At 70.5% G+C, this 20627-nt stretch carries 23 protein-coding genes and 4 tRNA genes; 7 read left to right on the top strand and 20 right to left on the bottom strand.

Going from position 1 to position 20627, the window contains the following annotated elements; translation table 11 throughout:
- Window positions 1–44 precede the first annotated feature (44 nt).
- The 7 genes from rplL to AB0G59_RS08210 all read right to left on the bottom strand — a co-directional run bounded on the left by rplL (window position 45) and on the right by AB0G59_RS08210 (window position 4342).
- On the bottom strand, window positions 45–428 hold the full coding sequence (rplL, locus tag AB0G59_RS08180) for a 50S ribosomal protein L7/L12 (RefSeq protein ID WP_071961689.1): 384 nt from the start codon (window positions 426–428) through the stop codon (window positions 45–47).
- Between the two features lie 110 nt (window positions 429–538).
- Window positions 539–1096 (bottom strand): 50S ribosomal protein L10, encoded by a 558-nt coding sequence (rplJ, locus tag AB0G59_RS08185; protein WP_071961688.1) that lies wholly within the window; start codon window positions 1094–1096, stop codon window positions 539–541.
- Window positions 1097–1472: 376 nt separating this feature from the next.
- On the bottom strand, window positions 1473–2189 hold the full coding sequence (rplA, locus tag AB0G59_RS08190; protein WP_360909225.1) for a 50S ribosomal protein L1: 717 nt from the start codon (window positions 2187–2189) through the stop codon (window positions 1473–1475).
- 107 nt (window positions 2190–2296) lie between these two features.
- A complete protein-coding gene (gene rplK / locus AB0G59_RS08195; protein WP_071961686.1) occupies window positions 2297–2731 on the bottom strand; it encodes a 50S ribosomal protein L11 in 435 nt (144 codons plus the stop codon).
- A 160-nt stretch (window positions 2732–2891) separates the two neighbouring features.
- Window positions 2892–3788 carry a transcription termination/antitermination protein NusG gene (nusG, locus tag AB0G59_RS08200; protein ID WP_360909227.1) on the bottom strand — a complete coding sequence of 299 codons (897 nt, stop codon included), beginning with the start codon at window positions 3786–3788 and terminating at the stop codon, window positions 2892–2894.
- A gap of 84 nt (window positions 3789–3872) precedes the next feature.
- Complete coding sequence (secE, locus tag AB0G59_RS08205) at window positions 3873–4163, bottom strand: preprotein translocase subunit SecE (protein ID WP_071961684.1); 291 nt, start codon at window positions 4161–4163, stop codon at window positions 3873–3875.
- Window positions 4164–4269: 106 nt separating this feature from the next.
- Window positions 4270–4342 (bottom strand) — tRNA-Trp (locus AB0G59_RS08210).
- A gap of 323 nt (window positions 4343–4665) precedes the next feature.
- Here AB0G59_RS08210 and AB0G59_RS08215 point away from each other — a divergent pair.
- Together AB0G59_RS08215 and AB0G59_RS08220 are read left to right on the top strand one after the other, a co-directional pair.
- The gene (locus tag AB0G59_RS08215) at window positions 4666–5904 is read left to right on the top strand and encodes a pyridoxal phosphate-dependent aminotransferase (protein ID WP_360909229.1); all 1239 of its coding nucleotides are present in this window, start codon (window positions 4666–4668) and stop codon (window positions 5902–5904) included.
- Window positions 5905–6033: 129 nt separating this feature from the next.
- Window positions 6034–7128 (top strand): adenosine deaminase, encoded by a 1095-nt coding sequence (locus tag AB0G59_RS08220; protein WP_360909231.1) that lies wholly within the window; start codon window positions 6034–6036, stop codon window positions 7126–7128.
- Here AB0G59_RS08220 and AB0G59_RS08225 read toward each other — a convergent pair.
- The 8 genes from AB0G59_RS08225 to AB0G59_RS08260 form a co-directional block, all read right to left on the bottom strand.
- Entirely contained in the window at window positions 7118–8173 is a 1056-nt protein-coding gene (locus AB0G59_RS08225; protein ID WP_360909233.1) for a UDP-N-acetylmuramate dehydrogenase, read from the bottom strand. The genes AB0G59_RS08220 and AB0G59_RS08225 overlap by 11 nt on opposite strands.
- A gap of 216 nt (window positions 8174–8389) precedes the next feature.
- Window positions 8390–9853, bottom strand: a complete 1464-nt coding sequence (locus AB0G59_RS08230) for a DHA2 family efflux MFS transporter permease subunit (RefSeq protein WP_360909235.1) — start codon at window positions 9851–9853, stop codon at window positions 8390–8392.
- Window positions 9854–9930: 77 nt separating this feature from the next.
- A complete protein-coding gene (locus tag AB0G59_RS08235) occupies window positions 9931–10479 on the bottom strand; it encodes a TetR/AcrR family transcriptional regulator (RefSeq protein WP_360909237.1) in 549 nt (182 codons plus the stop codon).
- 86 nt (window positions 10480–10565) lie between these two features.
- On the bottom strand, window positions 10566–11000 hold the full coding sequence (locus AB0G59_RS08240; RefSeq protein ID WP_360909239.1) for a MaoC family dehydratase: 435 nt from the start codon (window positions 10998–11000) through the stop codon (window positions 10566–10568).
- Window positions 11000–11452: a MaoC family dehydratase N-terminal domain-containing protein gene (locus AB0G59_RS08245; RefSeq protein ID WP_360909241.1), complete on the bottom strand. Its 453-nt coding sequence runs from the start codon at window positions 11450–11452 to the stop codon at window positions 11000–11002. The genes AB0G59_RS08240 and AB0G59_RS08245 overlap by 1 nt, the downstream gene beginning before the upstream one ends.
- 91 nt (window positions 11453–11543) lie before the next feature.
- On the bottom strand, window positions 11544–11708 hold the full coding sequence (rpmG, locus tag AB0G59_RS08250) for a 50S ribosomal protein L33 (protein ID WP_030986111.1): 165 nt from the start codon (window positions 11706–11708) through the stop codon (window positions 11544–11546).
- An 85-nt stretch (window positions 11709–11793) separates the two neighbouring features.
- Window positions 11794–11866 (bottom strand) — tRNA-Met (locus AB0G59_RS08255).
- Between the two features lie 51 nt (window positions 11867–11917).
- Window positions 11918–11990 (bottom strand) — tRNA-Thr (locus tag AB0G59_RS08260).
- A 254-nt stretch (window positions 11991–12244) separates the two neighbouring features.
- Here AB0G59_RS08260 and AB0G59_RS08265 point away from each other — a divergent pair.
- Window positions 12245–13516 (top strand): amidohydrolase family protein, encoded by a 1272-nt coding sequence (locus tag AB0G59_RS08265; RefSeq protein ID WP_360909243.1) that lies wholly within the window; start codon window positions 12245–12247, stop codon window positions 13514–13516.
- A gap of 21 nt (window positions 13517–13537) precedes the next feature.
- Window positions 13538–14200, top strand: a complete 663-nt coding sequence (locus AB0G59_RS08270; protein ID WP_360909245.1) for an NAD(P)H-binding protein — start codon at window positions 13538–13540, stop codon at window positions 14198–14200.
- 77 nt (window positions 14201–14277) lie between these two features.
- Here the strand turns inward: AB0G59_RS08270 and AB0G59_RS08275 are convergent.
- A tRNA-Tyr gene (locus tag AB0G59_RS08275) sits at window positions 14278–14359 on the bottom strand.
- A 183-nt stretch (window positions 14360–14542) separates the two neighbouring features.
- On the opposite strand from AB0G59_RS08275, the gene AB0G59_RS08280 reads away from it, so the two are divergent.
- Window positions 14543–15031 (top strand): YajQ family cyclic di-GMP-binding protein, encoded by a 489-nt coding sequence (locus AB0G59_RS08280; RefSeq protein ID WP_360909247.1) that lies wholly within the window; start codon window positions 14543–14545, stop codon window positions 15029–15031.
- A gap of 104 nt (window positions 15032–15135) precedes the next feature.
- On the opposite strand, the gene AB0G59_RS08285 is transcribed toward AB0G59_RS08280, so the two are convergent.
- A complete protein-coding gene (locus AB0G59_RS08285) occupies window positions 15136–15528 on the bottom strand; it encodes a YccF domain-containing protein (protein WP_360909249.1) in 393 nt (130 codons plus the stop codon).
- Between the two features lie 174 nt (window positions 15529–15702).
- Between AB0G59_RS08285 and AB0G59_RS08290 the strand changes: the two genes are divergently transcribed.
- Entirely contained in the window at window positions 15703–16137 is a 435-nt protein-coding gene (locus AB0G59_RS08290; RefSeq protein WP_360909251.1) for a MarR family transcriptional regulator, read from the top strand.
- Window positions 16138–16268: 131 nt separating this feature from the next.
- Window positions 16269–16466 carry a hypothetical protein gene (locus AB0G59_RS08295; RefSeq protein ID WP_360909253.1) on the top strand — a complete coding sequence of 66 codons (198 nt, stop codon included), beginning with the start codon at window positions 16269–16271 and terminating at the stop codon, window positions 16464–16466.
- Between the two features lie 23 nt (window positions 16467–16489).
- Here AB0G59_RS08295 and htpX read toward each other — a convergent pair whose 3' ends face one another.
- The 3 genes from htpX to AB0G59_RS08310 all read right to left on the bottom strand — a co-directional run bounded on the left by htpX (window position 16490) and on the right by AB0G59_RS08310 (window position 20625).
- Entirely contained in the window at window positions 16490–17356 is an 867-nt protein-coding gene (gene htpX / locus AB0G59_RS08300; protein ID WP_360909256.1) for a zinc metalloprotease HtpX, read from the bottom strand.
- 132 nt (window positions 17357–17488) lie between these two features.
- Window positions 17489–19030: an NADH-quinone oxidoreductase subunit N gene (locus AB0G59_RS08305; protein ID WP_360909258.1), complete on the bottom strand. Its 1542-nt coding sequence runs from the start codon at window positions 19028–19030 to the stop codon at window positions 17489–17491.
- A complete protein-coding gene (locus AB0G59_RS08310; RefSeq protein WP_360909260.1) occupies window positions 19030–20625 on the bottom strand; it encodes an NADH-quinone oxidoreductase subunit M in 1596 nt (531 codons plus the stop codon). Before AB0G59_RS08310 ends, AB0G59_RS08305 begins: the two co-directional genes overlap by 1 nt.
- Window positions 20626–20627 lie beyond the last annotated feature (2 nt).

The following is a 20627-nucleotide window of genomic DNA, read 5'->3' on the forward strand; positions in this document are numbered from 1 at the left end:
ACGTCAGGACGCACGTCCCAGAGGAGTCAGTCGACTCCGTGAGGTCACTTGACCTCGACGGAGGCGCCGGCGCCCTTGAGGGCCTCGGCGGCCTTCTCCGCGGCGTCCTTGGCGACCTTCTCGAGGACCGGCTTCGGGGTGCCGTCGACGAGGTCCTTGGCCTCCTTCAGACCCAGGGAGGTCAGCTCGCGCACGACCTTGATGACCTGGATCTTCTTGTCGCCGGCGCCGGTGAGGATGACGTCGAACTCGTCCTGCTCCTCGACGGCCTCGGCGGCGGCAGCGGCGCCACCGGCGGCGGCAACGGCGACCGGGGCAGCGGCGGTGACGTCGAACTTCTCCTCGAACGCCTTCACGAACGCGGCGAGGTCGATGAGGGTCATGTCCTCGAACTGCGCGAGCAGCTCGTCCTGGGTGAGCTTCGCCATGATGGCGGTCCTTCCACTAATTCGGCAGGTGCCGGATGTACATTTCGGCGGGCGTACGTAGGGCCCGCTGCGACCGTGACGGGCGCGAGTGATTCAGGCGTGAGCCTGGATTACTCGGCAGCCTCGGCCTCGACGGGAGCCGGCGTACCGGCACCGCCCTGCTCGACCTTGTCGCGAAGCGCGTCCACGGTGCGGACCAGCTTCGAGGGCAGGGCCTGGAAGAGCGCGGCAGCCTGGGACTGCTTGCCCTTCATGGCACCCGCCAGCTTGGCGAGCAGAACCTCGCGGGACTCGAGGTCCGCAAGCTTCTTGATCTCGTCGGCGGACAGCGCCTTGCCGTCAAGGACACCGCCCTTGATGACGAGAGAGGGGTTTTCCTTGGCGAAGTCACGGAGACCCTTCGCCGCCGTGACCGGGTCACCGGTCACGAAGGCAACAGCGGTCGAGCCAACGAGGTGCTCGTCCAGCTGGATTCCGGCCTCGTTGGCCGCAATCTTGGTCAGCGTGTTCTTCACCACGGCGTAGTGAGCGTTGTCACCGAGCGACCGGCGCAGCTCCTTGAGCTGCGCGACGGTGAGCCCGGTGTACGAGGTCACAACAGCGGCGTTGGAGCTACGGAACTTGTCCGCGATCTCCTCGACAGCTGCGACCTTGTCGGGCCTCGCCATGAGCCTCGGCCTCCTTCCGGGTGATTCGGACCGCATAGGCGCGAGAAGGGACCTGGGCAAAACGAAACGCCCCGGCGCAGGCGCTCGGGGCGTGACTCGACCGTGCGGACGTAATTTTCTTACGCACCGACGGGAGTGCAACCACAATCACCTGCGCAGGTCGCCCGCAGCTAGCGGATCCTTCGGCCACCACACCTCCGGGAGGAGGTACAGCAACGACCAGCGGTCTTTGGCTTCTGAAGGAGATTACGTGATACGTGCACAAGGATGCAAATCGAGCCGGGCCCCGCACCTTCGGAAAGGTGCGGGGCCCGGCCCACGAGGTGCGTTGCGCCCCCAGCTACCGCTGGAGGTGCCCCCGGCTACGAGACGGTCCTCAGACGGTCTCGTCCTCCACGAGGAGGTTGCGGGTGCGGTTGGGGTCCAGCGCGATGCCGGGGCCCATCGTGGTGGTCAGGGTCGCCTTCTTGACGTAGCGGCCCTTCGCGGCGGACGGCTTCAGACGGAGGATCTCCTCCAGCGCCGCGGCGTAGTTCTCGACCAGCTTGGTCTCATCGAACGACACCTTGCCGATGATGAAGTGCAGGTTCGAGTGCTTGTCGACGCGGAACTCGATCTTGCCGCCCTTGATGTCCGTGACAGCCTTCGCCACGTCCGGGGTGACGGTGCCGGTCTTCGGGTTCGGCATCAGGCCACGGGGACCGAGCACGCGGCCGAGGCGGCCGACCTTGCCCATGAGGTCCGGGGTGGCGACGACGGCGTCGAAGTCCAGACGGCCCTTCGCAACCTCGTCGATCAGTTCGTCGGAGCCGACGATGTCGGCGCCGGCGGCACGCGCGGCCTCGGCACGGTCGCCGGTCGCGAAGACCAGGACCCGGGCGGTCTTACCGGTGCCGTGCGGAAGGTTCACGGTGCCGCGGACCATCTGGTCGGCCTTGCGCGGGTCGACGCCCAGACGCATGGCAACCTCGACGGTCGCGTCGAACTTCACGGACGAGGTGTCCTTGGCGAGACGGACGGCCTCGAGGGGAGCGTACAGACGCTCCTTCTCGACCTTGGCGTCCGCAGCGCGGAGAGTCTTGCTGCGCTTCACTTCTGCTCCTGAAAGGGTTGAGCGTGGAGTCGTGGTCCGGACCAGCGCCGGTCCTGCCACTGGGGTGTCGATCATGCGGCTGACGCCGCGTGGTCAAACGGGGCTGGTCAGCCCTCGACCGTGACGCCCATGGAACGGGCGGTGCCGGCGATGATCTTCGCGGCGGCGTCCAGGTCGTTGGCGTTCAGGTCGGGCATCTTGACCGTGGCGATCTCACGGACCTGCGCCTCGGTGATCTTGGCGACCTTGGTCTTGTGGGGCTCGCCGGAGCCCTTGTCCACGCCCGCGGCCTTGAGGATCAGCTTGGCGGCCGGCGGGGTCTTCGTGACGAAGGTGAAGGAGCGGTCTTCGTAGACCGTGATCTCCACCGGCACGACCATGCCACGCTGCGACTCGGTCGCGGCGTTGTAGGCCTTGCAGAACTCCATGATGTTGACGCCGTGCTGGCCCAGCGCGGGGCCGACCGGCGGAGCCGGGTTCGCGGCACCGGCGCTGATCTGGAGCTTGATAAGCCCCGTGACCTTCTTCTTCTTGGGAGGCATTGCTCTCTCCGGGTCCTAGTGAGAGTTTTTTTGCCCACGCACACTGCGCGCAGGCATACCGCACCACGATAACGGGTAACGTGGCCGGGCCAAAAACCGAGAGGTCAGACCGGCTGTCTGCGCCGGTCTGACCTGTTCGGAAGCGTTTGCCAGAGAAGTGTTAGTTCTTCTGGATCTGGTCGAAGCTGAGCTCGACCGGGGTCTCGCGGCCGAAGATCTCGACGAGGCCCTTGACCTTCTTCGAGTCGGCGTTGATCTCGTTGATCGTGGCCTGCAGCGTCGCGAAGGGACCGTCCGTGACGGTGACCGAGTCGCCGACCTCGAAGTCCAGCACCTGGACCTCGACCTTGCGGCTGGGGGCCGGACGGCCCTCGGCCTCGGCGGCCTCCTTGGCGGCCTTCGCCTCGGCCTCGGGGGCGAGCATCTTGACGATCTCGTCCAGGGTCAGCGGGTACGGGTCGTAGGCGTTGCCCACGAAGCCGGTGACGCCCGGGGTGTTGCGGACGACGCCCCAGGACTCGTTCGTCAGGTCCATGCGCACCAGCACGTAGCCGGGGAGCTTGTTCTGGCGGACGGTGCGGCGGTCGCCGTTCTTGATCTGGACGACCTCTTCCTGCGGCACCTCGGCCTGGAAGATGTAGTCCTCGACGTTCAGCGAGACGGCGCGCTGCTCGAGGTTGGTCTTCACGCGGTTCTCGTAACCGGCGTAGGTGTGGATGACGTACCACTCGCCGGGCAGGCCGCGGAGCTCGTCGCGGAGCGCGTCGACCGGGTCGACCGGAGCGGCCTCTTCGGCGGCTTCCTCGGCCTCGGTCTCCTCGGCCTCCGCCGCCTCGGCAGCTTCGACGTCGTCGCCGGACTCGACGCGCAGCGCGGCCTCCTCGGCCGGCTCGCCCGCGGCGGCCTCTTCGGCGTCGAGCTCGTCGGCGCCGTCGGCGTTCTCGACGATCTCCTGCGCGGTGTCGTCGCCCTCGACCTCGGCCGAGACAGCCTCGTCAACGTTGGCCTCAGCCGCCGCGACGGGCTCGGCGGCGTCGTTCAGGTTCGGGTCAGACACGTGGCTGCTTCTTCCTGGCTTCAAGGGGTGGAACGAGCGAAGAGGCGGCTCTCCGGAAAGGCCGCCTTACGCGCGGGACCGGGCTCAGCCGAAGACGTACTTGACGGCCTGCTCGAACCCATAGTCAATCACGGTCACCAGACCAATGACGATGACAACAAAGACGATCACCACAGTGGTGTACGTCGACAGCTGGCTCTTGGTGGGCCAGACGACCTTGCGGAGCTCGGCGACTACCTGACGGTAAAAGAGCGCGAGGCGACCCAGGGGGCCCTTCTTCCCGCGCTTTCCACCACGGCGGCCCTTCTTCGTGGCCACCTCGTCCTCGGGACGACCGCTCTCAGGCGTCGCGGTGGAGCCAAGGGCTTCCGTCACTACGTCCTCACCTGAATCCGGGTCGTGGCCGTGCCGCGCCCGGTTGAGCCGCACGGCGGTGCATTTCAGTACGTACGCACGCACGCACCCAGTGTGATGCGTGTAGCAGGGCCGAAGGGACTTGAACCCCCAACCGCTGGTTTTGGAGACCAGTGCTCTACCAATTGAGCTACGACCCTTTGTGGTTCCCCCAACGTACCGCATCCATCCGGATGCACGGTGTGCACGCACGGAGCGGATTCGCCGGTGAGGGGCCAACGACGGTTGAGTGTACGTGGTCCGAAGCGTGTCGTCGAACAGCTGTGGACCTTGCGTTCCCCGAAGGCACCCCGGACCGGGACGGACCGGGCACCGAAGCCGCCCGGAAGGGCGGTCGGAACGGGGTGGGCGACGGGCCCCGGAAGGGCCGGTAATCCCCCCGGCATTGAGGCCGCGGAGTGTGCCCCGACCGGTGTGCGAAACCAATGTGCCCGGCCGCCGGAAGGTCTGCGACGATGCCTTTATGACCGCTGCGACTCCTTCCGCCCAGTCCCCCACCGAACGCCGGGTGTCGGCGCGAATCGGATCGATCTCCGAGTCCGCCACCCTCGCCGTCGACGCCAAGGCCAAGGCCCTCAAGGCCGCGGGCAAGCCCGTCATCGGCTTCGGCGCCGGCGAGCCCGACTTCCCCACCCCCGGCTACATCGTCGAGGCCGCGGTGGAGGCCTGCCGCAACCCCAAGTACCACCGCTACACCCAGGCGGGCGGCCTGCCCGAGCTCAAGGCCGCGATCGTCGAGAAGACGCTGCGCGACTCCGGCTACGAGATCGACGCCTCCCAGGTCCTGGTCACCAACGGCGGCAAGCAGGCCATCTACGAGGCCTTCGCCGCGATCCTCGACCCGGGCGACGAGGTCATCGTCCCGGCCCCGTACTGGACCACCTACCCCGAGTCGATCCGCCTCGCGGGCGGCGTCCCGGTCGACGTCGTCGCCGACGAGACCACCGGGTACCGGGTCTCGGTCGAGCAGCTCGAGGCCGCGCGCACCGAGCACACCAAGGTGGTCCTGTTCGTCTCGCCGTCCAACCCCACCGGCGCGGTGTACACCCGTGACCAGGTCGAGGAGATCGGCCGCTGGGCCGCCGAGCACGGCCTGTGGGTGCTCACCGACGAGATCTACGAGCACCTCGTCTACGGCGACGCGGAGTTCTCCTCCCTGCCGGTGGTCGTCCCCGAGCTGCGCGACAAGTGCATCGTGGTCAACGGCGTCGCCAAGACCTACGCCATGACGGGCTGGCGGGTGGGCTGGGTCATCGGCCCGAAGGACGTCGTCAAGGCCGCGACCAACCTCCAGTCGCACGCCACGTCCAACGTGAGCAACGTCGCCCAGGTCGCGGCGCTGGCCGCCGTCTCCGGCGACCTGACGGCCGTCGAGGAGATGAAGGTCGCCTTCGACCGCCGCCGCCGCACGATCGTCCGGATGCTCAACGAGATCGACGGCGTCGTCTGCCCCGAGCCCGAGGGCGCGTTCTACGCCTACCCGTCGGTCAAGGGCCTGCTCGGCAAGGAGATCCGCGGCAAGCGCCCGCAGAACTCCGTCGAGCTGGCCGCGCTGATCCTGGACGAGGTCGAGGTCGCGGTCGTCCCCGGCGAGGCCTTCGGCACCCCGGGCTACGTGCGCCTGTCCTACGCGCTGGGCGACGAGGACCTCGTCGAGGGCGTCTCGCGGATGCAGAAGCTACTGGCGGAGGCCCGCGACTGACGCGAGCGGCACGACTTTCCGTGTGATGCGGGCCCCGGCGACGCGCCGGGGCCCGCATTGGTTTTCGGGACGGCGCCCGTTCAGGGAAAGCCCCTTCCGGATGTCCGGTCCGTACGGCAAGATCCCAGGATGGAGAGTGTTCGTGACGTCCGACTGCTGCCGAAGGCCCATCTGCACCTGCACTTCACCGGGTCCATGCGCCCCTCGACCCTGCTGGAGCTCGCCGACAAGTACGGCGTGCACCTGCCCGAGGCGCTGAGCGGCGGGGAGCCGCCACAGCTCCGGGCGACGGACGAGCGGGGCTGGTTCCGCTTCCAGCGGCTCTACGACATCGCGCGTTCGTGCCTGCGCTCCGAGGAGGACATCCGGCGGCTGGTGCGGGAGGCCGCGGAGGAGGACGTCCGGGACGGTTCCGGATGGCTGGAGATCCAGGTCGACCCGACCTCGTACGCGCCCCGCCTGGGCGGGCTGATCCCGGCGCTGGAGATCATCCTCGACGCGGTGGAGGACGCGTCGAAGGAGACCGGGCTGGGGATACGGGTGCTCGTCGCCGCCAACCGCATGAGGCACCCCCTGGACGCGCGTACGCTCGCGCGCCTCGCCGTCCGCTATGCCGACCGGGGCGTCGTCGGCTTCGGCCTCTCCAACGACGAGCGGCGCGGGCTCGCCCGCGACTTCGACCGCGCCTTCGAGATCGCCCGCGAGGGCGGTCTGCTGGCCGCGCCGCACGGCGGTGAGCTCTCGGGCCCCGGCAGCGTCCGGGACTGCCTGGACGACCTGCACGCGGCCCGCGTCGGCCACGGGGTGCGCGCGGCCGAGGACCCGCGCCTGCTGGCGAAGCTCGCCGCCCGCGGCGTCACGTGCGAGGTCTGCCCCTCCTCGAACGTCGCCCTGGGCGTCTACGAGAAGCCGGGCGACGTGCCGCTGCGGACCCTGTGGGACGCCGGCGTGCCGATAGCGCTGGGCGCGGACGACCCCCTGCTCTTCGGCTCACGCCTGGCGGCCCAGTACGAGCTGGCCCGCGAACACCACGCCTTCACGGACGAGGAGCTGGCGGAGCTGGCGCGGCAGTCGGTCCGGGGGTCGGCCGCGCCGACGGACGTACGGGACCGGCTGCTGGCCGACATCGACCGATGGGTTGTGGGCAGTCGTTCCGCTGGGGCGGAACGGGTGGGCACAACCCACCCGCAGCCCGACGCCGGCAGCAACCGTCCTACAGGCTGACGCCCACGGTCACCGGCTCGTTCACGAGCGTCACCCCGAAGGCCTCGCGGACCCCGTCCCGCACCTCACGGGCCAGGGCCAGAAGGTCCTCCGTGGTGGCCGAACCCCGGTTCGTCAGCGCCAGCGTGTGCTTCGTGGAGATCCGTGCCCTCCCGGCCCCGTACCCCTTCGTGAAGCCGGCCCGGTCGATCAGCCACGCCGCCGAGGTCTTGATCATCCCGTCGCCCGCCGGGAACGCCGGCGGTGCGACGTCCGGGCCGAGCCGCTCGGCCACGCGGTCCAGGAACGCTGCGTGCTCGGCGGCGGTGAGGATCGGGTTGGTGAAGAACGAACCCGCGGACCACGTGTCGTGGTCCTCCGCGTCGAGGACCATGCCCTTGCCGGCCCGCAGCCTGAGCACCGTCTCGCGGGCGACGGCGGCCGGGACGCGGTCGCCGGCCTCGACGCCGAGGGCGCGGGCGGTCTCGGGGTACTTCAGGGGCGCGGAGAGGCCTCCGGCGTCCTCCAGCTCGAAGCGGACGCGCAGGACGACGTAGCGGGTGGGGTCCTCCTTGAAGCGGCTGTGGCGGTAGGAGAACGCGCACTCCGCGTTGGGGATCGTCACCGTGTCGCCGGTGCGGCGGTCGTACGCGACCACCTCGGTGATCGTGGAGGCCACTTCCTGGCCGTACGCGCCGACGTTCTGGATGGGCGTCGCGCCGGCGGAGCCGGGGATGCCGGCCATGCACTCGACGCCGGCCAGGCCGGCCGCGACGGTGCGGGCCACGGCGTCGGACCAGTTCTCGCCGGCGGCGAGCTCCAGGCGGGTGCCGTCGAGGGCGAAGCCGGTGGTGGCGATGCGCAGGGCGGTGCCCTCGAAGCCCTTGTCGGAGATGACGAGGTTGCTGCCGCCGCCGATGATCAGCAGCGGGGTGCCGGTCTCGTCGGCCTCGCGGACCGCGTCGATCACCTCGGCGTCGGTGACGGCCGTGATGAGGCGGGTCGCCGGGCCGCCGAGGCGGAAGGTGGTCAGGGGGGCCAGGGGGGCGTCGTGTCGTTCCTGCACGGGCACCAGGGTACGGGGGCCTGGGCGGGACGTCGGTCGTGGTGGCCGTCCGGGCCGTCGTGGTGCCGGGCGCCGGCGGCTCCGGGGGTCGTTCCGGAATCGGATATTTACGGGCGGGGAGCCGCCTCCCGCACGGGAACCCCGCACGCCGCCCACAAATATCCGGCAGCATTCCGGAACGACCCCCTCCGCCGCCGGCGCCCTCCCGTCGGTTCCTCAGACCCTGGCCGGGGTGTGGGCCGGCTTCTCCGGCTTCTCCGGCTGCTCCGGCTGCTCCGGCTGCTCCGGCTGCGGTTGCTTCCTGGTGGGGAGCAAGGCCGCTGCGATCGCTGCCAGGGCCACTGCCGCTGCCCCCGTCCACAGGGCCGGGCGTATGCCGTCCGCGAAGCTCGCGGCGGATTCGTAGCCGCCCTGCGCCGAGAAGACGGAGGCCATGACGGCCACGCCCAGGGCGCCGCCCACTTCGCGCAGGGCGTTGTTGGCACCGGAGGCGATGCCCTGTTCGGCGGGGCGGACGCTGGACATCACCAGGTTCGCGGCGGGCGCGAAGTACAGGGCCATGCCGACGCCGCTGACGATCAGTGCGGGGAGTTGGGCCGCATAGGAGACGTCGGCCTCGATCACCACGGCGAAGAGGGCCAGGCCCAGGGCCTGGAGGGCCAGTCCGGCGGTGACCACGGGGCGGCCGCCGATGCGGTCGGAGAGGTAGCCGGCGAGCGGCGCGACGATCATCGGCATGCCCGTCCAGGGCAGCATGCGCAGGCCCGCCTCCGTGGGCGAGTAGCCGCTCACGTTCTGGAGGAACTGGCTGAGCAGGAAGATCGACCCGAACATGCCCAGGAACATCAGGAGGCTCGCCGCGTTGATCGCGCTGAAGGCACGGTTGCCGAAGAGGCGCATGGGGAGCATGGGGGCCTTGTTGTGGATGCCGTGGTGGACGAACCCGCCCAGGAGCGCGGCACCGGCCAGGAAGCTGACGACCACCGGGGTGCTGGTCCAGCCGTCCGAGGGGGTCTTGACCAGGGCGTAGACGATGCCGAAGAGGCCGCCGCTGACGAGGAGCGTGCCGGGGACGTCGAGGCGGGCGCCGGGGGCGTACGACTCCTTCAGGCGGAAGCGGGCGAGCGGCAGGAGAACCAGGCCGAGCGGAACGTTCAGCCAGAAGATCCAGTGCCAGGAGATGTGCTCGGTGAGGCCGCCACCGACGAGGGGGCCGCAGGCGACGGCGAGGCCGTTGACCGCGCCCCAGACGCCGTACGCCATGCCGCGTCGTGCGGCGGGGACGGCGGCCGTGAGGAGGGTGAGGGTCAGCGGCATCATGATCGCTGCCCCGGCGCCCTGGACGGCGCGGGCGGCGATGAGGCTGTCGATGCCGGGGGCCGCCGCCGCTGCGGCCGACGCGGCGGTGAATATCGCGAGGCCGGTGACGAAGAGCCTGCGGCGGCCGAAGCGGTCGCCCAGCGCCGCGCCGAGCATCAGCAGGACGGCGAAGGTGAGGGTGTAGGCGTTCACCGTCCACTCGAGCTCTTCCAGCCCTCCCCCGAGGTCCTTGCGGAGGGAGGGCAGGGCCGTGGTGACGACGAGGTTGTCCAGGGCCGCCATGAAGCCGGCGACGCTGGTGATGATCAGGGCCCAGATGGCGCCCGCGCGGGAGGTGGGTGGTTCTTGGTGCTGCTTCATTGGTTCCCCCTGGCTGATTAGTTATTGATCACTAACTTTTGTGGGCGTGCGAATGCCCGGACCCCTGGCTTCTGCGGCTAGAGGGGCTTGGTCGTGTGGAAGCCGGCCCAGACGCGGTGATCGGCCGGGAAGCCCAGGGCCAGCAGGGTGTTGATGAGCATCCCGTAGGCCCAGAACTCGGTGGTCTCCTTCTGGTCCGCCCCGAGCGAGAGGTGGACGGAGTCCCAGAACTCCAGCCAGCTCTCCCTGATCGTGCGGCCGAACTCGTGGTCGCCCGCGGCCTCGGCGGAGGCCACCGCCACGTAGATCTGCATCTGGAACAGCAGCTGCTCGGGGTCGGTGTCCCCCAGGTACGCCTCCGCCATCATGTGGTTGGCCTCATCGGGCGACGCGGCGCCCTTGCACGCCTCTTCGAAGAGCAGCCGGGTCTCCTCCAGGCAGCGGTTGGCCGCGGCCAGGAAGATCGCCTGCTTGCCGGGGAAGAGCCGGAAGAGGTACGGCTGGGAGACCCCGACCCGGCGGGCGATCGCCTCGGTGGAGGTGCCGTGGTAGCCCCCGCGCGCGAACTCGGACATCGCGGCGCGGATGACACTCTCGCGGCGCTCTTCGGCGGTCATCCTGGGCATGGAGAGTAAGTTAGTGGCTACTCACTAACGAGTCAATGAGTAAGGGGCGCCCGCAATTGCGGGCGCCCCTTACTCGTGTCTGCTGCTCAGGCGAGCTTGACCACGGCGCGGGCCATGCCCAGCACCTTCTGGCCGTCGCTCATGGCCACCAGGTCCACGCGGACCGTACGGGCCTCGTCGTCGAGCTTGGCCGCGACCTTGGCGCTGACCTCGACGGTGGCGCCCTTGTCGTCGTTCGGCACGACCACGGGCTTGGTGAACTTCGTCCCGTAGTCGATGACGGCGGCCGGGTCGCCGACCCAGTCGGTCACGACGCGGATCGCCGCGGCCATGGTGAACATGCCGTGCGCGATGACGTCCGGCAGTCCGACCTCCTTGGCGAACTTCTCGTTCCAGTGGATCGGATTGAAGTCGCCGGAGGCACCCGCGTAGCGGACGAGGGTGTCACGGGTCACAGGGAAGGACTGGGCGGGCAGCTCGGTGCCGACCTCTACCGCGTCGTACGAAATCGTGGCGGCCATCACGCCTCCTCGGCGGCGCGCGCCACCAGCTTCGTGTGCACGGTCACCACGTGCTCCTCGTTCGCGTCGTGCACCTCGCCGCGGACCATCAGCACGTCGTTGCCGGCCAGGGACTTGATCGACTCGATCGTGGAGGTGACCGTCAGCCGGTCGCCGGCGCCGACCGGGCGGGTGTAGGCGAACTTCTGCTCGCCGTGCACCACGCGGTCGTAGTCGAGGCCCAGCTGGGGGTCCCTGAGGACCACCCCGGCGGCCCGGAAAGTGATCGCAAACACAAAAGTCGGCGGAGCGATCACATCCGGGTGCCCGAGCGCCCTTGCGGCCTCGGGGTCGGTGTACGCCGAATTGGCGTCGCCGACGGCCTCGGCGAATTCGCGGATCTTCTCCCGGCCGACCTCATAGGGGTCGGTGGCCGGATAGGTCCGTCCGACGAAGGACTGGTCGAGCGCCATGGGCTCGGCACCTCCTGGACTGAGATTCCGTGGGTACATACGCCATGAGGCCGCCCCCAGAAGTTGGGGACGGCCTCATGGACGTTCGCGTTTAGCGGGTCTCGCGGTGAGCCGTGTGGGACTTGCAGCGAGGGCAGTGCTTCTTCATCTCAAGACGGTCCGGGTCGTTGCGCCGGTTCTTCTTGGTGATGTAGTTCCGCTCCTTGCACTCCACGCAGGCCAGCGTGATCTTCGGGCGGACGTCGGTGGCAGCCACGTGAGTGCTCCTTGACGGAATGGACGGATGAACGCATAAAAGAGTAGCCGATCGGAGGACCGACCCCACAATCGGCTACTGTGTGTAGCGGTGACCGGACTTGAACCGGTGACACAGCGATTATGAGCCGCTTGCTCTACCGACTGAGCTACACCGCTTTGATGAGGGAGAGTTTCCCCGCCCGAAGGCGAGGAAACCTCACACACCAGAGCCCCAAAACGGAATCGAACCGTTGACCTTCTCCTTACCATGGAGACGCTCTGCCGACTGAGCTATTGGGGCGAGCGAGGAAGACATTACACGGTCTGCCGCCGAAGGTGAAATCCGTATCGGGACGCCCCCGCGAGGCGCCGAACCGGAGGCAGGAGCGGGGCCCGCCGGAGATCGTCTTTCCGGCCCGCCGGCCCGCCCTCCCCCATCGGTCACGAGAGCCACACCAGTACGACTATTCGGCGCCTGCTCGGACCGGCTTCGTGCGCGGCCTACGCTCGGAGCGCTGCGTGATCATGCCCGCCCCGGCCACCCGGAGGATCGCGATGCCCGACAGTCAGCCGCAGCCCGCGAGAAGTCCCGACGGCGACGCCGCCACCACGCCCGGAGACGGCGTCCTGGTGCTGTGCGGCGCCCGGCTCGCGGACGGCCGCGTGGTGGACGTGCGCCTCAGCGGCGGGCGCGTGGAGGCCGTCGGCACGGCCGGCAGCCTCGCTCCCGGCCCGCGCGTCGACCTCACCGGCTACGTCCTGCTCCCCGCCCCCGCCGAGCCCCACGCCCACTGCGACACCGCGCTCACGGCCGGCTCCGGCCCCCTCGCGTTCGGCGCCGAGGACGTCCAGCGCCGCACGACCGAGGCCGCCCTGCTGCAGCTGGGCCACGGCGCCACCGCGGTGCGCTCCCACGTCCGCGTCGGCGACGTCCAGGGGCTGCGCTCGCTGGAGGCCGTGCTGCAGGCCGGGCGGGCGCTGGCCGGGCTCACCGAGCTGAGCGTGGTGGCCGTCCCCCGGCTGCTGACCGGAGTGGCCGGCGCCGACGGCGCGGCGATGCTGCGGGACGCGGTCGAGATGGGCGCCACGGTGGTCGGCGGCTGCCCCGACCTCGACCCCGACCCGACCGGCTACGCCGAGACCGTGCTGGCGATCGCCGCCGAGCACGGCTGCGCCGTCGACCTCCACACGGACGGCGCCGACCCCACGCGCCTGGCCCGGCTCGCCGCCATGGCCGGCGGGCTGCGCCCGAGGGTCTCCGTCGGCCCCTGCGGGGGGCTGGCGCGCCTGCCGCACGACCAGGCCGTACGGGCGGGCCAGCAGCTCGCGGCGGCCGGGGTGACGGTGATCTGCCTGCCGCAGGGCGACTGCGGCGTCATGGGCGGCGGCCACGGCGCCTGGTGCGCGCCCGTACGGCTGCTGCGGGCGGCGGGCGTACGGGTGGCAGCGGGCAGCGGCGCCCTGCGCGACGCCGCCAACCCCGTGGGGCGCGGCGACCCGCTGGAGGCCGCGTTCCTGCTGGCCTCGCACGGCGAACTCGCCCCGGAGCAGGCCTACGAGGCCGTCAGCGGGCGTGCCAGGGCCGCGATGGGCCTCCCGGAGGTACGGGTGGAGGCGGGCTTCCCGGCGGAGCTGCTGGCCGTGCGGGGCGGCGGGATCGCGGGGGTCCTCTCGCTCGGCTACAGCCGGCTCGTGGTCCACCGGGGCCGGGTGGTGGCCCGTACGAGCGCGGTGCGGGAGTACGGCGACGTCCAGGCCGAGGACCGGGCCGCGGTGGCGCTGGACCTGCCCCGGCAGTCGCCGCGCGGCGGGGATCCCGAGCGGTGACGTCCGGCGTACGGTCGGATCATGCGCATTGTCATCGCTGGAGGACATGGTCGGATCGCGCTGCGGCTGGAGCGGCTGCTCGCCGGGCGCGGTGACGAGGTGGCGGGCATCGTCCGCCGCCCGGAACAGGCGGGAGACCTGCTGGCGGCGGGCGCCGAACCCGTGGTGGCGGACCTGGAGTCGGCATCCGTCGGGGACATCTGCCGGCACCTGGAGGGGGCCGACGCCGCCGTCTTCGCGGCCGGCGCGGGCCCGGGCAGCGGCATCGAGCGCAAGGACACCGTCGACCGGGCGGCGGCCGGCCTCTTCGCCGACGCGGCGGAGGCCGCCGGGGTACGGCGCTTCGTGATCGTCTCGTCGATGGGCGCCGACCGCGAGCCGCCGCCCGGCACGGACCCGGTCTTCGCCGCCTACCTGCGCGCCAAGGCCGCCGCGGACGAGGACGTACGCGCCCGGGCGGGCCTCGACTGGACCGTTCTGCGCCCGGGCCGGCTGACGGACGATCCCGGTACGGGCCTGGTGGAGCTGTCGGCGGGCACCACGGGCCGCGGCGAGGTGTCCCGGGACGACGTGGCGGCGGCGCTGGCGGCCCTGCTGGACGCGCCGGGAACGGCGGGCCTGACGCTGGAGCTGATCGGCGGCGGGACGCCGGTGACGGAGGCCGTCAGGGCCCTGACGGGCTAGCGCGGGCCACGGCCCCCCGGAACACCCCGGACATCGAAAGAAGCCCCTGACCTTTGCAGGTCAGGGGCCTCATTCCGTGGCGGCGCCAGGATTCGAACCTGGGTAGGCTAAGCCGACGGATTTACAGTCCGCTCCCATTGGCCACTCGGGCACACCGCCATGGGTTGTCGTCTCGGTCGCTCTTTCGAGCGCTCCGGGGCAACGACGTAAACCATACCCGATGACCTGGGGTGGTCCGCCACTCGGTTCACAGCCCCTCGATCCCGCCCCGGGTGACTAGGCTTGCTGCGCGGCCACCGGCCGCGCCCCCTGATGGATCTACGTACGAGGAGCCAACTCAATATGGCCGACTCCAGTTTCGACATCGTCTCGAAGGTCGAGCGGCAGGAGGTCGACAACGCCCTCAACCAGGCCGCCAAGGAGATCTCGCAGCGCTACGACTTCAAGGGCGTCGGCGCCTCGATCGAGTGGTCGGGCGAGAAGATCGAGATGCGCGCCAACTCCGAGGAGCGGGTCAAGGCCGTCCTCGACATCTTCGAGACCAAGCTGGTCAAGCGCGGGATCTCGCTGAAGTCGCTCGACGCGGGCGAGCCGCAGCCCTCCGGCAAGGAGTACAAGCTCTTCGCCACGATCGAAGAGGGCATCTCCCAGGAGAACGCGAAGAAGGTCGCCAAGATCATCCGCGACGAGGGCCCCAAGGGCGTCAAGGCCCAGGTCCAGGGTGACGAGCTCCGCGTGTCCTCCAAGAGCCGCGACGACCTCCAGGCCGTCCAGGCCCTCCTCAAGGGCAAGGACCTGGACTTCGCGCTGCAGTTCGTCAACTACCGCTAGTCGACGGGCAGGCGGCACGCGCGGCACGCCAAAAGGGCGCGCCGGGAGCGGTTTTCACCACCGCTCCCGGCGCGCCCTTCGCCGCTTTCGGCCCGCCCGTTGGTTCAGCGGGTGGCGAACGGCCGGTCCGTCGGGACGATTTCACGGCCGAGCGGCATCAGCGAGACCGGGATCAGCTTGAAGTTCGCGATGCCGAGCGGGATTCCGATGATGGTCACACAGAGCGCGATGCCGGTGACGATGTGGCCGAGCGCCAGCCACCAGCCCGCGAAGACGAACCAGATGACGTTGCCGATGAGGGAGCCCGCGCCGGCGTCGCGGCGCTCGACGGTGGTCCGGCCGAAGGGCCACAGGGCGTAGGAGGCGATGCGGAAGCTGGCGATGCCGAAGGGGATCGTGATGATCAGCACGCAGCAGATGATGCCCGCGACGACGTAGCCGAGGGCCATCCAGAGTCCACAGAGGACCAGCCAGATGATATTCAGGATGAACCTCATGATTTATAGCCTCCCACGTGACTGATTCTCCGGCTACTGAGACGCGCGTACGTCTCCGCCGGGTTGCAGGTTTTCGCAGGTGACAGACCCTGAGGAACTACCTAGGGGACGGCTGGGGGTTCGCCCGCTCCCGCAGCCCGGGTCGACGTGTGTTCGGACTGTAGGGTCCTCCCCATGGACATGGCCCCTGACAGCCGGCTCGGCCTGGACATCAAGCGCGCCGAGCACGCTCTGATGTCCGCCAAGAGCGGCGCGGTGAAGGCAGCCGACCTGACAGTCGCCCAGTACGCGGCCCTGCTGGCCCTGTCGCAGAACCCGGGCATGTCCGCGGCCGCCCTGGCCCGTGCCTGTCTCGTCACCCCGCAGGCCATGACGGCCGTGCTGAAGAACCTCGAAGGGCGCGGTCTCATCGAGCGGTCGGCGCATCCGTGGCACCAGAAGATGCTGGAGACCCGGCTGACCGATGCCGGCAGGCAGGCCGTCGAGCTCGCCGACCGGCAGGCCGTGCGCATCGAGCGGCGCCTCGCCGAGGAGTTCACCCCGGAGGAGCGGGACAGCCTGCGTGCCCTGCTGGCGCGCTGCGTCCAGGCGATCCGCGGCGAGGGCTGAGCGGCGCGTTCCGTTCCCCGTACGGAGCAGCACGACGCGCGGTGTGCCGCCCCGTGTGGTCAAGGTGGGCCGAGCCTTCCCACGGGACGACGAAGAGGAGCTCCCATGCGTGTGCATCGAACGGCGGCGGTGTGCTGGTCATCGCCGCGGTCCTGACGCTCGTGCCCGGCGCCCATGCCGCGGCCGCCCCGAAGGACACCGACGTGCGGACGTGCATCGACGGCGGCGGCCTGCCCACCTTCACGCTCGACCCCGGCGGCGGTGTCCTGTCGCCGACGATCAAGAAGGTCTGCGAGGGCGGCAAGTACGACGGCCAGCCCCTCACCTAGCCCCGTCCGGCGGTGCGGCCGGCTCAGGGGTTGCGGTGGCCGGCCATCTGCTCCAGGCGGCTGATGCGCTCGCGCATCGGCGGGTGGGTGGAGAAGAGCTTCGACATGCCCTCCCCCGCGCGGAACGGGTTCGCGATCATCATGTGGCTCGCCGTCTCCAGCCGTGGCTCGGGCGGCAGCGGCAGTCGCTGCGTACCGGTCTCGAGCTTGCGCAGCGCGGAGGCGAGGGCGAGGGGGTCGCCGGTGAGCCGGGCGCCGGAGGCGTCGGCCTCGTATTCGCGGGAGCGGCTGACGGCGAGCTGGATGAGGGACGCGGCGACGGGGCCGAGGATCATCAACATGATCATGCCGAGGATGCCGGGGCCCTCCTCGTCGTCGGAGCGGCCGATGGGGATCAGCCAGGCGAAGTTGACCAGGAACATCACGACCGACGCGAGCGCGCCTGCCACCGAGGAGATGAGGATGTCGCGGTTGTAGACATGGCTGAGCTCATGGCCGATGACACCGCGCAGTTCGCGCTCGTCGAGGAGGCGCAGGATGCCGTCGGTGCAGCAGACGGCGGCGTTGCGCGGGTTGCGGCCGGTGGCGAAGGCGTTGGGGGCCTCTGTCGGGGAGATGTACAGGCGCGGCATCGGCTGGCGGGCGGCCGTGGAGAGCTCGCGGACCATGCGGTAGAGCTGGGGAGCCTCGAACTCGCTGACCGGCCGGGCCCGCATCGCCCGCAGGGCGAGCTTGTCGCTGTTCCAGTAGGCGTAGGCATTGGTGCCGAGCGCCACCAGGACCGCGACGATCAGGCCCGTACGACCGAACATGCTGCCGATGACGATGATGAGCGCGGACAGCCCCCCGAGGAGCATCGCTGTCCTGAGCCCGTTGTGCCGGCGGTGCACGGTACGCCCTCCAAATGGTGCGGCAGGGGAACCCTTGAACCAGTGGAACCTTTCGAACAGGTCAACGCCAGACGAGGGCCGCTAGTTCCCTTGTGCACGCCGCCGGAGGCCGCGTCATACGGGTGACGCCGCCTACAGCAGCGCCTGTGAGGCGAAGCGCAGGACCGTCTGCGGGGCGCCGGAGAGGACCACGCCCAGGACGGCCGCCAGGGTGATGGCCACGGTGAGCGGGGCGGGGACGCGCGGCCGCGGCGCGGGGGCGGCGGCCTCCTCGGCGGGCTCTGCTGGGGCCTCTGCTGCGGGCTCCTCGCGGCGGAAGAGGACGGCCGTCCACTGGAGGTAGTAGTACAGGGCGATCACGACGTTGAGGGCCATGACCACCGCCAGCCAGCCCAGCCCGGCGTCGACCGCCACCGAGAAGACGGTGACCTTGGCGAAGAGCCCGATGACGCCCGGCGGCAGGCCCGCGAGGCAGAGCAGGAAGAAGCCGAGGGCGAGGGCGGCCAGCGGGTGGCGCGCGTACAGGCCGCGGTAGTCGGCGATGCGGTGGGCCGGGCTCGTACGGGCGACCAGGGCGGCGACGGCGAAGGCGCCGAGGTTCACGGCGGCGTACATCAGGGCGTACGCGACGGTGGAGCCGATGGCGCGGGAGGGGTCGTCGGCGTAGCCGGCGGCCGCGATGGGGACGAGCAGGTAGCCCGCCTGGCCGACGGAGGACCAGGCCAGCAGGCGGACGGCGCTGTGGCGGCGGTCCGGGCGCTGACGGAGGGCGGCGACGTTGCCGGCGGTCATGGTGAGCGCGGCGAGGACGGCGAGGGCGGGGGCCCACACCGCGGAGTACGAGGGGAAGGCGACGACGGTCACCAGGATGAGGCCGGTGAAGCCGACGGCCTTGCCGATGACCGACAGGTAGGCGGCGATCGGCAGGGGGGCGCCCACATAGGTGTCGGGCACCCAGAAGTGGAAGGGGGCGGCCGCGGTCTTGAAGGCGAAGCCGACCAGCGTCAGGGCGACGCCCGCCTTGGCGAGGACGGCCAGGCGCGGGTCGACGTGGGTGAGGCCGTCGGCGACCTGGGTGAGGTGCAGGGTGCCGGTGGCCGCGTAGACGAAGCTGACGCCCAGCAGCGTGACGGCGGTCGCGGTGACCGAGGAGAGGAAGAACTTCAGCGCCGCCTCGGAGGAGCGGCTGTCGCCGCGCCGGAGCCCGACGAGGGCGAAGGCGGGCAGCGAGGCCACTTCGAGGGCCACGACGAGCGTGGCGAGGTCGCGGGAGGCGGGCAGCAGGGCGGCGCCGGCCGCGGAGGACAGCAGCAGGAACCAGAATTCGCCCGCGGGAAGTTTGAAGTCGGCGATCGCACTGACGGACAGAAGCGCCGTCAGCAGGGCACCGCCGAGCACCAGGAGCTGGATGACGAGCGTGAAGTGGTCCGCCGTGTAGCTGCAGGCGTTCCCGGCGTCCGTGCCGGTCAGACAGAAGGTCGAGCGGTCGCCGTCCAGCAGCGGCAGGAGGCTCAGGCCCGCCAGGACGAGGCCGGCCATGGCGATCCACCCGAGCAGGGGCTTGCGGCCCTCGGGGAGGAAGAGGTCGGCCACCAGGATCGCCAGGGCCACGACGGCCGTGACGGTGGGCGGGGCGATGGCGAGCCAGTCGACGGACTGGACCAGGGAGCCCATCAGTTGCCTCCTGCGAGGAGCTGCTGAACGGCCGGGTCGCTGAGGCCGAGGAGGGCCGCGGGCCAGAGTCCGGCGAGAACGGTGAGGACGACGAGCGGGGTCCAGGCGGCCAGCTCGTACGGACGGACGTCGGCGAGCGGACCGGCCGGGCCGGGGGCGTTGGCGAGCGTGACGCCGCCGGTGTCCCCGTCGCCGCCCATGCACACCCGGCGGACCACGACCAGCATGTAGGCCGCCGTCAGCAGCGTCCCGAGGCCGGCCAGGGCCATGAAGGTGAGGAAGGCGGGGCGGCTGAGCCCCTCGGCGGGGCGGAACGACGCGAACATCGCGAGCATCTCGCCCCAGAACCCGGCGAGCCCGGGCAGTCCGAGCGAGGCGACGGCGCCGAAGGCCAGGAGGCCGCCCAGGCGCGGGGCCCGGCCGTAGAGCGCCGCACCCGTGGCGCCGGAGAGGCGGTCGAGGTCGCTGGTGCCGTAGCGGTCCTTGATGGCGCCGACGAGGAAGAAGAGGAGGCCGGTGATCAGGCCGTGGGCGATGTTGGCGAACAGCGCGCCGTTCACGCCGGTGGGGGTCAGGGTCGCGATGCCGAGCAGCACGAAGCCCATGTGGCCGACGGAGGAGTAGGCGATGAGCCGCTTGAGGTCGCCCTTGGCGCCGGAGCGGGCCAGGGCGAGGCAGACCAGGGAGCCGTAGACGATGCCGACGACCGCGAAGGCGGCGAGGTAGGGCGCGAAGGTGTGGGCGCCTTCGGGGGTGATGGGCAGGACGATGCGGACGAAGCCATACGTGCCCATCTTCAGCAGCACGCCCGCCAGGAGCACCGAGCCGACCGTGGGGGCGGCGGTGTGGGCGTCGGGCAGCCAGCTGTGCAGGGGCCACATCGGGGCCTTGACGGCGAGGCCGATGCCGATGGCCAGAACCGCGATGACCTGCGTGGTGTGGCTGAGCCCGGACCCGTTGTCAGTGGCGAGTGCCACCATGTCGAAGGTGCCGCCCTTGATGCCGATGAGGAGGAGGCCGAGCAGCATCACGACGGAGCCGAGCAGGGTGTAGAGGATGAACCGCCACGCGGCGCGATCCCTGCCCTCGCCGCCCCAGCGGGCGATGAGGAAGTACATCGGGATGAGCACCATCTCGAACGCGAGGAAGAACAGCATCAGGTCGAGGACGGCGAAGGTCGCGAGGGTGCCGGCCTCGAGGACGAGGAGCAGCGCGACGAATGCCCTGGGGGACGGGCCCGTGGGCATCTTGAAGTAGCTGTACAGCGCGCAGAGGAAGGTCAGCAGCGCCGTCAGGACGAGGAGGGGGAGCGAGACGCCGTCCACGCCGAGGTGGATCCGGATGCCGAGGGCCGGGATCCAGCTGATGTCGGTGGTCGCCTGCATGTGTGCCGGGCGGTCGTGGTCGAAGCCGGCGGCGAGGGCGACGGACAGCGCGAGCACGGCGCCTGTGACGGTGACGCCGTGGCGGAGTACGGCCTGGTCGGGGCTGCTGCCCTTGAGGCCGGGCGGGGCCGGGAGCAGGGCGGCGACGGCTCCGACGAGGGGGACGACGACGATCGCAGCGAGGAGGATCTGCATGACGGTGTGACTCATGG

Source organism: Streptomyces sp. NPDC021096 (assembly GCF_040641275.1).
Classification (GTDB): Bacteria; Actinomycetota; Actinomycetes; order Streptomycetales; family Streptomycetaceae; genus Streptomyces.